Source organism: Clostridium sp. 10cd* (assembly GCF_044336395.1).
Taxonomy (GTDB): Bacteria; Bacillota_I; Bacilli_A; order Erysipelotrichales; family Erysipelotrichaceae; genus Clostridium_AQ; species Clostridium_AQ innocuum.
Genome location: NZ_CP172347.1, coordinates 3,117,794 through 3,130,642 on the forward strand (window position 1 = coordinate 3,117,794; position 12,849 = coordinate 3,130,642).

Consider the following 12,849-nt stretch of genomic DNA (forward strand, 5'->3'; position numbering starts at 1 on the left):
CATGATTAGACTGACAGTTGAAGAAACAAACCTGTTGAGCATTTACAATGAGGACGGCAAACGTGGGCTTACAGAAAACATCAACGCTGCGCTGCCGTTCATGGACGAGGATATGCGGGAACTGGCGAAACGCACCCTTGCGAAAATCGCACCTCTGACAGAAAATGAGTATGCGGAGCTTGCTATTTTCGCCGCTGATGAGGTATGACCGGGATAAAGCGGCTTACACCACCCCAAAGCCGGAAAGTCAACAGCCTTATAAAAAAGGAGTGCTGCAACTGCGATAACGGACACTGTATTTTACTGGACGACGGGGAGGAATGTGTCTGCCCGCAGCTTATTTCCTATTCGCTTCTTTGCAAATGGTTTCAGACCGCCGTATTGCCCCTTGATAAGCTGCTGTATGCAGAGCTTTTCAAGACCGAGGATAAAAAGCGTTGTACCGAGTGCGGAACTTCTTTTGCGTCCACCTCTAACAGCGTCAAATACTGCCCGGACTGCCGGAAGCGTATTACCCGCAGACAGGCAGCGGAGCGCATGAGAAAACGGCGCGCCCTTGTTACGTAGTAGGGGCAAAAAAAGCCTTGATTTACGGGGCTTTCAGTGCTTGAAAATGACGCGGCAAGGGTTTTATACCTTATCCCCTAAAAATGACGTTCTATTGCGTAACAGATACCAAAAACGCACCTACATAAAACAGGGCGCGGACAGTCTTTTGTTGGCTGTCTGCGCCCTGTTCTTTTACTTTATTCGTGCAGTTCTTCTATATCCTTTATTCGGTTTTCCAATAGGATATACAGCTCTCCATTCTCTCCCCTTATAACCAGAGTATCATTTTCATCGGAATAAGTTCCATATTCCACACATTCTATATATCCGATAAGTGTATTTCCGTCCTCAAAAGTAATTTGGATTTTACTGTCTGCGTTAATATAAGTTTCTACGCCATAACTGCCATTTTCTAATGTTATTCTGTAACATGGTGTAATACCAACCATTTTCATAATTATTCCCGTTCCTTTCCTTTCTTCCGTTCCGGCTCTTTGCCTTGCCGCAAAATATTGTCTATGTTCTGTTTGATAACGTCGTATTCCTTGACCTGTTTTTTCAGCTTGCCATAATCAGCGTAAAGGGCTTCTTTTTGCGCTTGTAGTTTCCCGTATTCTTCCTGCATGGCGGCAAGATTGGGGAGTTTAGTAACGCCCGCCGCTTTCAGTGTCTTTACTGCCGCTTCATGGAGTATCAGACTGCTTTCCTGCTTTGCCCGGTATGCGTCCTTATCCTTTGCCCTGCGGTATGCTTCATAGACAGGTTTTGTCTTTTGGTAGGTAGTAACGTGCTTCATCAGCACCGCCATATCTGCAAGACGCTTTTCCACGCTCTTTAATGCGTCTGCTGTCTTTTCATTTTCCGCATTTACTTCCTCAATCCGGCTGACTAAATCTGCGTACTGCTCAATCTTATGTTCTGTCAAGAAATTCATAGTCTTTGCAGCCAGTTTCAGATTATGGATTTTCGCCCACTGTTCATAGCCCCGGCTCTCTTGTGCCTTGATACTGTTTTCAATGTCAATAAGCAGCGATACGCCGCGCTGCTCTTTGGGAGCTTTCGCTGCCTTTGTGCGTTTGCCCTCTATCCGTTCTCTTATGGCTTCCTCTGTATAATCTGTACCGAGAGTTTTCAGACGGGTAAAGCGTTCCTGTCCGGGAGCGCGGCAGGAGATATATTTTCCCGGCTTTATCTCATAACCCGCTGCCTGTAACCGCTGCAACAATTCTTCAAAACTTGCTACTTGGGGGATAAGCGTATCAACGGCAATTTTCAGCTTGCCTTTCCAACTTGTACCGACCTTTTCCGCTTGATATTCTGCATAGCTTTTTCCCTTGCTGCCTTTGCCCGGAACGACAACAGACAGCCCGTTTTCCCGGCACAGCTTATCGCTCATGTTCCGTATGCCGTAGTAACTGCGCTTATTGGAATTGTACTTATGGTAGTCAACAAAATTGACCGCACAAAAAATGATATGGTTATGGATATGCCCTTTGTCTATGTGGGTAGTTAAGACGTATTCATGCTGTCCCTTTGTTACCGCGTCGGCAAGCTGCTTTCCGATTTCGTGGGCTTTCTCATAATCTACTTCTCCCGGCTCAAAGGACTGTATCAAATGGTGGGCGAGATTGTTTCCCTTATCTATGGCTTGTGCAAGCGTAAATCCAAACTCAATATCTGCCGTTTCATAGCTGCACCCAAAGGAGGACACAAGCATTTTCCCGTCTGTTTTATCCGGGTTTTGGATATAGTCAAGGGCTTTGCTCAACGTGCTTTTAATAGGCTTAATCTTTGTAACCGCCATATCTCCGCAAGCACCCCCTTTATTTCCTCTATGTCCTCTTGGTAAACGCTGCCTGTCGCATTGACACGCTTTGCAATCTGATTGATGTTGACCCCGATTTTCTGTATCTCTGCTGTCATGCCTTTTATATCGCTATGGTCTGTCTGAATGATATACCCGTCAATGGCAATCTTGCGAAGATACGCCGCCATGTTCCGGGTAGGGACAAGCTTCATTTTCTGTTCAATCAATGCCCTTTCTTCCTCTGTTACATAGAATTTGATTTGTATTTTTCTTTTGCGTCCGTTCATGCAATCGCTCCTTTCCATTCCGAGGGTTTGGGACACTTCCCAACAAGCAATTTTCAACCGACGCACCGCAGGACGGGAGGGCGAAAATACGGAAAAGGGTACTCTTTTCCTATGCTTGCTACGAAACTTTATCCCTTACTACCTACAACACCGGGAACGGCAAATTTGACGAACTTTCCCAAAAGAAAAACGCCGCAATCTGCGACGTTTCAATCACTCTATATAAACAAAAACGAGAGAACTTTATTCCCCCGTTTCGTCGTTGTTGGCTTCCTCTATTCCTTTTGCAGTAGCAGACAGGATTTTCAAATCTTTTTCGCTCATACCGTCAAGCATAGTATCGAGCTGACGGCGGCGCGTGGATTTCTCCTGTTCCCGTTCCGGGAAAAAGAACTGGTCTACTGATACATCAAGCAGGGTTACAAGCTCATATAAAATCTGTAAACTTGGGTGCTGCCCGCTGTTCTCAATGGACGCGATATATCGGGGCGCAATATTCAGCGTATCGGCTAACTGATTGCGTGATATTCCCTTTGCTTTTCTTGCTGCTTTAATGGCTTGCCCGAAAGCCTTAAAATCAAATTTTTCTTTGTTCTGCTTCATAGTCATTTCACCCAACTACATTGTATATTTCATCTTCCTTTCGAGATATGATTACACACAGCACATTATTGACTGAAATAGAGCATATCATATACTTGATATTATTCGGCTATCCGAGTATAATTATACTGGTAAAATTTGAGGAAAGGGCGTTTTGATTATGGAATATATGTCTTGTCCCGAAGCGGCAAAGAAATGGGGAATTTCTGAAAGACGAGTACAGATACTTTGTAGCGAAAATCGCATACCGGGCGTTTCAAAACTGGGGTATATGTGGCTGATACCAAAAAACGCGGAAAAACCTTTTGATATGAGAAAGAAACAACATAAAATGCAGATACAATAAACAAACAAATAAACCTTACAACAACTGTAAGTGGTGTGGTTGCTTCTTATGCAGTAAAATTATATTCGTAAGATAAGCGTAAGCAAAAAATGTGAGGTGTGAGATATGAATGATACAAAAAAACTATTAGAAGTACGCGACTTGCACAAAGCATATTCCAAAGAGGGGGTTCCAACAAAAGCACTAAACGGAATTACCTTTGATGTTCTGAATGGCGAATATTTGGGAATTATGGGAGCCAGCGGTTCTGGAAAAACAACATTGTTGAATTGTATTGCTACGGTCATTAAACCAACCTCTGGACAAATTTTACTTTCAGGTGCCAATATAAGCTCTTTTGATGGCACGAAGTTGGCTGAATATCGTGGCAACAAGATTGGTTATCTATTTCAAGATTTTGCTTTACTTGATAATCTAACTGGTAAAGAAAATATTATATTGCCTTTATCAATTCATAATATTGACATTGTTACAGCGGAAAAAAAGCTAAAAGATATAGCAGATTTTCTTGGAATTACAGACGTTCTTTCTAAATTTCCGTCACAAATGTCGGGCGGTCAAAAACAACGCGTAGCTGCTGCACGTAGTTTGATTTCTGACCCCGATATTATTTTGGCTGATGAACCTACAGGTGCATTAGATACAAAATCAGCACGTTTACTCATGGAGAAGTTACAGGAAATCAATCTTAGGCGTGGACGCACAATCCTAATGGTCACGCATGACCCTAACGCCGCGAGTTTCTGTTCTCGTATTTTGTTCATTCAAGACGGTGTTATTTTCCATGAGTTACGTCGTAAAATTCCAAATGAAACACAGGAAGATTTTTATGCACGTATTTTACAAGTGATGGCTCAAATGGGGGGAGGAAGTGCAAATGTTCTTTAATCTCACATGGCGAAACGCCAAACGGAGCCGTAGCGAAAACCTAATTTATTTTCTGACAATGATAACAGCCGTAGCAATGTTTTATATAGTGCTTTCTCTTGGACAACAGGACGTAATACGTTTTTTAAGTGAAATTGAGAGCGACGCAGTAGAACGGTTGCTTACTAATCTTTTACCGACGGTTTATCTTTGTGCTTTATTATTTGTGTTCTTTCTCGTAGTATTTGCAAACAAATATCAACTTGAATGTCGTAGTCGAGAACTGGGGCTTTATTTGATGTTTGGAATGACAAAGATTAAATTATTTATTCAAATAATGACAGAGGGGCTAATCACGTCGTTTTTAGCTCTTTTAGGAGGGCTTGTATGCGGTGGCTTTTTATCCGAAGCTATAAGTCTTACAACCGCGCGTTTAGTAGGGCATGGTATCATTACACACCAATTAAGTTTTTCTGTAAGTGCCGCTATTTTCACATCGTTAGGCTTCTTGATTATTCAGTTTGTAGCATTGTTTGTTCTATGCGGAAAGCTGTTCCGTAAAGAGCTACATCAACTTGTTTATGGAGAGATGGCGAAAAAGCAACGCACAGGGAATCCATATGTAAGTTTCGTATCGTTTGCTATAGGCACCGTAATTTTGCTTGTCGCGTACTGGATTGTTGTAGAGCATTTTATGGCTGCGAGTGGGGCAATGCTGCTTATTGCCGTTTTACTTGGAATTATCGGAACAATTCTATTTATTCGAGGACTTGCAAGAATTTTGAGTATATGGGCAGCTTCTATAAAACACAAAGCCACAAGAGGACTTTATGTATTTACTTTACGGCAGTTGCATGAAAATGTCGTTAATAAATATATTTCAATCAGCGTAGCGTCCATTCTGATGATGCTTACTATTATGTTAATTACCGACGGCTCAGTGCGCATAATGTCATATGGAAGTGAATTGACACGAGGTACTTCTGTTTATGACTTTACTGTAATGGGCAACGACCAAATTGTTGAGAAGTATCTTTCCAACGAACAAATTCGTCCTTATGTATCAAATCTGAACCGTATGGAAATAGGAAATATAAAATCCACTGCTTCGGATGGGATAAGTTCTCCTGTTGATTGGTCGAAATTTAGGAAACAAATCGTGCAGCATTTACCTCAAGATGTAGTAGACCCTGCCACACAAGAAGATGGTATGTATAGTTTTGGCTCCGACCAACCTGCTGCCTTAAACCTTTTAGGTCTTATTGATACTGGTAGTTCTTCTCCTTATTTGCTTCCTGTATCTTCCTATAATCGGTTATTGGATGCCGCGGGAGAAAAACAGATTAGCCTTGGGAACAATGAAGTTGTCTATTATCTCAACCCAGATTTTTTAGGTAATGCTCAAGATGAAACGGTTACACTGTTAAATCAAATTGCAGCAGACGCACAGGCGAATAATGAAGCGTTGCTTTCTATCAACGAAAGACCATTTTATCTTGTTCCCTCTGTACCGATGAAAGGGTTGACCGCAGATGAAAATATCAAGATTATAACTGCATTGATTGTTTCAGATGAGATATATTCAGAATTTGTAAATTCAGACACTTGTATGGTTTATTGGAACTTTTGTATTCCTAATGAACTTGTTGAAACAAAAGGTTTAATGTTACCGATTATGGAAGCTCGTGATTTGTTAAAACCATCTGGTCTATATTACGAAAGCTATCTTAATAATTTTGGGCGACAATTATTTTATGTTATTTCCGGAAGTTATACAACACTATACATGGGATTTATGTTTTTGATTATTGCGTGTGCATTACTTGCCCTGCAATTCTTGACGCAAATGCAAACTACAAAATCAAGGTATCTAACACTCTCTATTTTAGGAGCACGACGTGAACAAATTAAGCGTTCTATCAACCAACAAGTATTATGGTATTTCCTGCTTCCTCTTATATTAGCGTGTATCAGCGGAGCAGTAGGGATATATGCCATGCAGCTATATTTATATTCAGGAGCGGCACACCTTGAACAGTCCTATCCTCTTTTAATTGCTATGGCTGTTATTGTTGTTCTTGTTATGGTAATTTACGGTGTGGCTGTTGCTCGAACAGCTAATCGTGAAATAGGAAAGCTCAATTACAAGCCCAATTCTTAACAGGCTTATAAATATTATGGGAAAGGAGGCGGACATATTGGCAAAGATAGTTGTGGTTGAAGATGATGTTTATATGCGAGAAGAACTGTTGAACTTATTAGAAAAATCGGGATATGATACGATTGGATTATCGGATTTTGAAAACGCAGTATCAGAAATAGCAGCATATTTTCCCGACTTAATTTTGCTTGACATCAATCTTCCCTTTCGTTCGGGTTTTGAAATATGTAAAGAGTTGAAAGCTAAACAGATTGGTACGGTACTCGTATTGACTGCAAGAGATAAATTGCAGGACGAACTGCACGCATTAGACTTGGGGGCTGATGACTATTTAACAAAACCTTGTAATATGTCACGTTTACTTGCCCGAATTAAAAATCTTCTTCGACGTAAAGAAGAACAGGTACAGCAAGGGTTACTTGATGGAGGTGGTTTTTTACTTGACCCGAATACCTTTACAATTTATGTAGGGAATAGCTCTTACCTTATGCCACCGAACGAAGGAAAAATATTACTTGCTCTCTTGAAAAATAGCCCTAAGATTGTTTCTAAAAAAGAATTATGCATTAGACTATGGGGAACAGAAGAATTTATAGACGAAAATGCATTACAAGTAAATTTTACTCGGCTGCGAAAAACGCTTCGTGAATTTGGTCTTGAAGAACGTATAGAAACAGTGCGCGGTCAAGGCTACCGCTTGAAAGAGCAGGTGCGCTTATGAATAAGTTGAAAATACTTTTAATCTATATTTCCTCTAACCGGGTATGGATTATTACACTTGCCTGTTTGGACTTGTTCTTTATATTTCTTGCTTGGTTGGCTAACCCTGATTATTTTATAAATTATGCTGCATTGATAATTTTTGTGTCATTTGCCGCACTTGCTATTCCTCTTGCTATATCAATCAGAAAACGTAACAAGGCAGACGCTATTTTTCGGCGTTTTCTATTAGAGCCGGACGATACCAACGAATACTTACTGTGTGAAGCTGTTCCCGCTGTAATACGCCCTCTTATCTGTGAATTGGGAAAACATTTGAGGACGCAGCAAGAATATATCAACGAACAGAAAATTACAGTTACAGACTATGAACACTATGTTGAAAATTGGGTGCATGAAATCAAAAAACCACTATCCCTTATGACCTTGCTACTGGATAATCGAAAAGATGAAATGTCCCCTTTGGTTCATACTCGTATGCTTTATGTACGCGACCATACCCGACAGGATATAGAACAAATTCTATACTTTTCAAGGCTTGGGGCTACACATAAGGATTACTCTTTTGAGTCGCTTTCAATTCTTGGAACTTGCCGTGAAGCAGTTGAAGATAATTTAACGCTTCTTGAAGAAGCCGGATTTTCTATTGAATATACCGAAAACGATTATCAAGTGATTTCTGACAAAAAAGGTCTGATGTTCATTTTAGGACAGATAATCAGTAATAGTGTGAAATATGTGGGAAACAACCTTGCCCCACGGCTCATATTTTCCATAGCTGATAGTATGAATAGTGAACAGATTTCTTTATCTATCAAAGACAACGGCACAAGCATACCATTGTCTGACTTACCCTTTGTTTTCGACAAGGGGTTTACCGGAGATACGGGCAGTTACCTTAGTCGTTCTACAGGTATGGGCTTATACCTTGTTCAGAAAATGGCAACTGACTTATTTATCACGGTGGAGCTTAAAAACAATTCATACGGTGGAACAACCGTAACCTTGACGTTTCCAAAAGTGTAACGTCTATTTGGGAGGTAGTGAAATGCAGTTACAGAATGAAATAGTAAAAAAGCACACGCCAATAAAAAGCTTGCTCATTGATTGGTTAATTATATTTGGAACGTATCTTTTTATCCGCATATTCTTTGCCCTCTTTGGGCTTCATCAGAATATTGTCCTCTTGGGCTGTTGCCTTGCGATATTGCCCTATCTTTTTGGGGCGTTATATTTACAGAAATCCCACAAGCAATGTCAATTATGGCTTGCTGCATTGGCTATTTTAATACCGTCGGTCGTTGAAAAAGCAGCAATATATTTATTTGGTGCGTACTTATACAATTTAAGACCGATAAATGTTGTAGGAGTTATGGAAGCGATTAAGAGTAACGCACCATATACAAACTTCATTAAAAATCAATCAGCACAGAATTTAATAAATCTATCATATTTTAATTGGACATATATTCTATGCAGTATAGCTATTTCTGTTTTGGTTATCCTGCTTTTACATAAGACAAAACAAAAAAGTAATAAAGGATAATGAGAAATTTTTGAAATTGACATAGTATAGAACATCTGCCGGACGACGGCAAAGAAAAAAAGCCGTCGCAACGCAGACAGGTTTTCACGCGCCTATTCTATTTCGGCGGCTTTGATTTTCAGAGCCGCCGTTTCTTTTTATCTATCTAAATTCTAACGATAACTCTCCTACTAGATAAAGACATGGCGGTATCAAGGAGGTATCGTCATGTCCTTTTTCCTATGCCCTAATAGACTGTTATCAAAAAAAGCCATTACCCGCCAACGGGTTATTCTGGCTACATAGATGAACTCACAAATCATACATATACTTTTGATAATTCCTTTGCGCCTGTCTGCAATTTGCAGACGGGCGCATTTTGTATTTTATCAAAAAACTTTTTCAAAAAATTTCTAAAACCAACGTCCATTTTGAAGTGCGTTGGTTTGAGGGTTTACGAAAGGGGACATTTCAAACTCCACCGCTTTCGCGGCAGCGAAAGGAGGTGAGAACATGAACGAGCCTATTCGTACCCAATGGCAAATCCGTTGTGCTTTTAACGGCTTTTGCAAACTGGCGTTGAAGCGAGAAGCTATGAATGCCCACAGGGACACAAAGCAGCGACAATTACGCGAGGTTACTTTTTCTGACCTGTCGCCACTGGAAGAAAAACAGCTCTACGTCTGCGACGAGTATTTTGCAGATGATGAAGCAGAACAGTCTTTCGTTGTCGGCGGCAAAGAAATTACTGCGAAGCTGCTTGCCGAAGCCCTGCACAGTTTGCCGGAAGAAAAGCGGGAAACCGTACTGCTGTATTATTTCTTTGACATGAGCGAACGCGAGATTGCAAAGTTTTGTAATCTGTCAAGGACAACGGTACAGTCCCGCCGGACAAGCTCAATGAAGCTGTTAAAACGCTATTTGGAGGAAAAAGCCTATGACTGCACAGATTAGTAAATCAGAACAGGACGAACGCGGCTTGTTGCCTTACCCGGTAATCATAGCCGCTACTAAGGGCGACCCGGAAGCTATGAACATTGTCGTACAGCATTACGAAAGCTACATAGCGTCCCTGTCTATGCGAAAGCTGCGTGATGAGCGCGGAAATATCTATTGGGGCATAGATGAGGATATACGCGACCGCTTGCGTTCGCGTCTTATGCGGGCTGTCCTTTCATTCAAGGTTTGAGATAACCACAAGCAGCGTCCCCCTTTCCGCTGCCTGTTGACTTGACCTTACTTGCTCTTTGACAAAGAAAGCGACGCAAGATAACGGCGACGCAGTATAGGGCAAATCGGATACGTCCTTTTTGCGTTGAGCCATACGGCAGGTGCGCCATGACGCTTTTCTTCTATTGGAGAAAGTCGAGCGACCACCACCACGCCGGGGAACAAGTGTAGCGGCTTGTGGGCGACGACACGCACTAAGGGTAGACAAGCCTTTATAGCCATAGTCCGAGCGTTAAAAGCGTCGCAGGCATTGGGTAGAGCTGCCTTAACGGGCAGGGGTGGAACTCCCGCGAGGTTGTGCTAACAGCCGTCCGATTAAAGCCCCTTTTACTATTCACTTTTCCTAATATTGAAAGGGGGACGATACTATGAGTAACGCCGACGTGCCTATTTGGGAAAAATACACGCTTACGATAGATGAAGCAGCTAAATACTTCCGTATCGGAGAAAACAAGCTGCGTAAATTAGCCGAGGAAAATCCTGCCGCCGGGTGGGTTATTATGAACGGCAACCGTATTCAAATCAAGCGCAAACAGTTTGAAAAAATGATTGATACCATAGACACAATCTGATAGTGAAATTGAGCCTTGAATGTGCTATAATGGGATAAGCATATCAAGGCTCTTTCCGTCTTGGAAAGGAGCATTGAAAAATGTCAAAGAAAAGACGTGACAGCAAAAATCGAGTTTTGCGGTCGGGAGAGAGCCAGAGAAAAGACGGAAGATATGCTTACAAATATATAGATACCTTTGGTAATCCGCAGTTTGTGTATGCGTGGAAGTTAGTACCTACGGACAAGACCCCTGCCGGAAAGCGTGAGGATATATCCCTACGAGAAAAGGTAAAAGAGATACAGAAAGACCTTGACGACGGGATAGACACCATAGGCAAGAAAATGACGGTCTGCCAACTTTATGCAAAGCAGATACGCCACCGGGGAAATGTAAGGTACAATACGAAAAACGGACGCAAGCGGCTGATGAAGCTACTGGAAGAAGATAAACTTGGGGGCTGCCCGATTGACAGCGTGAAGCTGTCCGACGCGAAAGAATGGGCAATCCGCATGAAAGAAAAAGGAATTTCCTATAAGACTATCAGTAATGACAAGCGTTCCTTGAAAGCTGCCTTTTACACAGCGATACAGGACGATTGCATAAGGAAAAATCCTTTTGACTTCCAGTTAAACACTGTCATTGAAGATGATACAGAACCAAAGGTTCCGCTAACACCAGCGCAGGAAGAAAGTTTTTTGTCCTTTGCTCAAAATGACAAAGTTTATCAGAAGTATTATGACGAGCTTATTATTTTGCTTGGGACAGGGCTTCGTATCTCTGAACTTTGCGGGCTGACCGATACTGACATTAACTTTGAGAATAGGATAATCAATGTAGACCACCAACTTTTAAGAAGTGCGGAAACAGGATATTACATTGAAACACCAAAAACGAAAAGCGGTATTCGTCAAATTCCAATGAGCGAAAAAGTATATGAAGCATTTAACCGAGTGCTGAAACGGCGCAGGGGTGCAAAAGCTGTTACTATTGACGGTTACAGCAACTTCCTTTTCCTCAACCGGGACGGCTACCCGAAAACAGCTACCAATTATGACGGTATGTTTAGGGGGCTTGCAAAGAAGTACAACAAGTACCATGAGGAAGCTCTACCGAAAGTAATGACACCGCACACCTTACGTCATACGTTCTGTACCAACATGGCAAATGCCGGAATGAACCCGAAAGCATTACAGTACATTATGGGACATTCCAACATTACTATGACGCTGAACTATTACGCACACGCTACTTTCGACAGCGCAAAAGCTGAAATGCTGCGGATAGCAGCTTAGTAGTAAATCAAGGTTTTACTACTTCTTTACTACTTTTGAAAGCAAAAACCTAAGCGGATATAAAAATATATGTGAGTTTCTTCCGATACGAAAAATGCCGGAAAAGCCTGTAAATACGGGCTATACCGGCATATAAGAACTTCTAAAAAGATAATCAAAATTCATATCTAATTTTAATACAGAAAATGTAGTCTTTTGAAAGGTGGAATTAACAATGAAGAAAAAATTATCATTTATCATTGAGATTATTATAGGTATAATCTTTATATGTTTTGGATATTTCGTTATTGATACTGATTATTACGCTACACTTTTTTACGCAATGGGGTTCGGTTTAGCTTTTGCTTCTGGTGTTCAATTATTGAAAATTTGTTATTATGAAATGCCAAAAAATAAAGAAAAATTACAAAATATAAATAGAGAAAATCACATCAATAATGTTGATGAAAGAAAAATATTTTTAAGAATGAAAGCTGGTTCTTTAGTATATCAGTTAATGACTTTCGTGTACTTGTTTGTTGCTTTTGTACTTGCGTTACTTCATATTGAAGCATGGATTATAGGCATTATATTTGGTTTATTCCTACTGCAAACATTTTTAGGGATTATTCTATATAAGCATTTTGAAAAACATTTCTAAAACATTCAGTAAATTGTGACGAGGTAATACTATGATAGGACTTAAAAAACGAGATATTAAAAAAGCATTGAAAGCTGGTGCAAAAGCTGGCGGTGTGTCATTAGCTGATGTTCGAGCTGATATTGAAGCGACGATTGATGAAGCTATGAACAGCACCGACCCAGAAGTGCAGGAGAATTTCAGAAAGTATTTTGGAAATAAACGCCCTACTCCAGAAGAATATATTTACAAGATTACAAAAAAGACAAAAGTTTAATAGAAATCAAGT

18 protein-coding genes are annotated in these 12,849 nt (G+C 40.8%); 14 read left to right on the top strand and 4 right to left on the bottom strand.

Annotated elements, in window-relative coordinates:
• Position 1: 1 nt before the first annotated feature.
• Positions 2 to 208 carry a transposon-transfer assisting family protein gene (locus ACG3M1_RS15390; RefSeq protein WP_002610341.1) on the top strand — a complete coding sequence of 69 codons (207 nt, stop codon included), beginning with the start codon at positions 2 to 4 and terminating at the stop codon, positions 206 to 208.
• Complete coding sequence (locus ACG3M1_RS15395) at positions 205 to 567, top strand: cysteine-rich VLP domain-containing protein (protein ID WP_002610343.1); 363 nt, start codon at positions 205 to 207, stop codon at positions 565 to 567. Before ACG3M1_RS15390 ends, ACG3M1_RS15395 begins: the two co-directional genes overlap by 4 nt.
• A gap of 179 nt (positions 568 to 746) precedes the next feature.
• On the opposite strand, the gene ACG3M1_RS15400 is transcribed toward ACG3M1_RS15395, so the two are convergent.
• From ACG3M1_RS15400 to ACG3M1_RS15415, 4 genes are all read right to left on the bottom strand, one after another.
• Positions 747 to 1,004: a hypothetical protein gene (locus ACG3M1_RS15400; protein WP_002610344.1), complete on the bottom strand. Its 258-nt coding sequence runs from the start codon at positions 1,002 to 1,004 to the stop codon at positions 747 to 749.
• A 2-nt stretch (positions 1,005 to 1,006) separates the two neighbouring features.
• Positions 1,007 to 2,353, bottom strand: a complete 1,347-nt coding sequence (locus tag ACG3M1_RS15405) for a relaxase/mobilization nuclease domain-containing protein (RefSeq protein WP_002610346.1) — start codon at positions 2,351 to 2,353, stop codon at positions 1,007 to 1,009.
• Entirely contained in the window at positions 2,314 to 2,643 is a 330-nt protein-coding gene (locus ACG3M1_RS15410; RefSeq protein WP_002610348.1) for a plasmid mobilization protein, read from the bottom strand. Before ACG3M1_RS15410 ends, ACG3M1_RS15405 begins: the two co-directional genes overlap by 40 nt.
• A 243-nt stretch (positions 2,644 to 2,886) precedes the next feature.
• A complete protein-coding gene (locus tag ACG3M1_RS15415) occupies positions 2,887 to 3,252 on the bottom strand; it encodes a helix-turn-helix transcriptional regulator (protein WP_002610350.1) in 366 nt (121 codons plus the stop codon).
• A 154-nt stretch (positions 3,253 to 3,406) separates the two neighbouring features.
• Here ACG3M1_RS15415 and ACG3M1_RS15420 point away from each other — a divergent pair, with 154 nt between their 5' ends.
• From ACG3M1_RS15420 to ACG3M1_RS15475, 12 genes are all read left to right on the top strand, one after another.
• Entirely contained in the window at positions 3,407 to 3,592 is a 186-nt protein-coding gene (locus ACG3M1_RS15420) for a helix-turn-helix domain-containing protein (protein ID WP_003533355.1), read from the top strand.
• Between the two features lie 105 nt (positions 3,593 to 3,697).
• On the top strand, positions 3,698 to 4,480 hold the full coding sequence (locus ACG3M1_RS15425) for an ABC transporter ATP-binding protein (RefSeq protein ID WP_002610352.1): 783 nt from the start codon (positions 3,698 to 3,700) through the stop codon (positions 4,478 to 4,480).
• A complete protein-coding gene (locus ACG3M1_RS15430; protein ID WP_002610354.1) occupies positions 4,470 to 6,620 on the top strand; it encodes an ABC transporter permease in 2,151 nt (716 codons plus the stop codon). Before ACG3M1_RS15425 ends, ACG3M1_RS15430 begins: the two co-directional genes overlap by 11 nt.
• A 16-nt stretch (positions 6,621 to 6,636) precedes the next feature.
• On the top strand, positions 6,637 to 7,341 hold the full coding sequence (locus ACG3M1_RS15435) for a response regulator transcription factor (RefSeq protein ID WP_002610355.1): 705 nt from the start codon (positions 6,637 to 6,639) through the stop codon (positions 7,339 to 7,341).
• Positions 7,338 to 8,366 (top strand): sensor histidine kinase, encoded by a 1,029-nt coding sequence (locus tag ACG3M1_RS15440; RefSeq protein WP_002610358.1) that lies wholly within the window; start codon positions 7,338 to 7,340, stop codon positions 8,364 to 8,366. Before ACG3M1_RS15435 ends, ACG3M1_RS15440 begins: the two co-directional genes overlap by 4 nt.
• A gap of 22 nt (positions 8,367 to 8,388) precedes the next feature.
• Positions 8,389 to 8,886: a hypothetical protein gene (locus ACG3M1_RS15445; RefSeq protein WP_002610362.1), complete on the top strand. Its 498-nt coding sequence runs from the start codon at positions 8,389 to 8,391 to the stop codon at positions 8,884 to 8,886.
• Between the two features lie 492 nt (positions 8,887 to 9,378).
• Complete coding sequence (locus tag ACG3M1_RS15450; RefSeq protein ID WP_002610364.1) at positions 9,379 to 9,819, top strand: RNA polymerase sigma factor; 441 nt, start codon at positions 9,379 to 9,381, stop codon at positions 9,817 to 9,819.
• Entirely contained in the window at positions 9,803 to 10,054 is a 252-nt protein-coding gene (locus ACG3M1_RS15455) for a helix-turn-helix domain-containing protein (protein ID WP_002610366.1), read from the top strand. The genes ACG3M1_RS15450 and ACG3M1_RS15455 overlap by 17 nt, the downstream gene beginning before the upstream one ends.
• A 409-nt stretch (positions 10,055 to 10,463) precedes the next feature.
• Positions 10,464 to 10,667 carry an excisionase gene (locus ACG3M1_RS15460; protein ID WP_002610370.1) on the top strand — a complete coding sequence of 68 codons (204 nt, stop codon included), beginning with the start codon at positions 10,464 to 10,466 and terminating at the stop codon, positions 10,665 to 10,667.
• Between the two features lie 80 nt (positions 10,668 to 10,747).
• Entirely contained in the window at positions 10,748 to 11,941 is a 1,194-nt protein-coding gene (locus ACG3M1_RS15465; RefSeq protein WP_002610375.1) for a site-specific integrase, read from the top strand.
• Positions 11,942 to 12,155: 214 nt separating this feature from the next.
• A complete protein-coding gene (locus ACG3M1_RS15470; protein WP_008787628.1) occupies positions 12,156 to 12,581 on the top strand; it encodes a hypothetical protein in 426 nt (141 codons plus the stop codon).
• A 31-nt stretch (positions 12,582 to 12,612) separates the two neighbouring features.
• On the top strand, positions 12,613 to 12,837 hold the full coding sequence (locus ACG3M1_RS15475) for a hypothetical protein (RefSeq protein WP_008787629.1): 225 nt from the start codon (positions 12,613 to 12,615) through the stop codon (positions 12,835 to 12,837).
• Positions 12,838 to 12,849 lie beyond the last annotated feature (12 nt).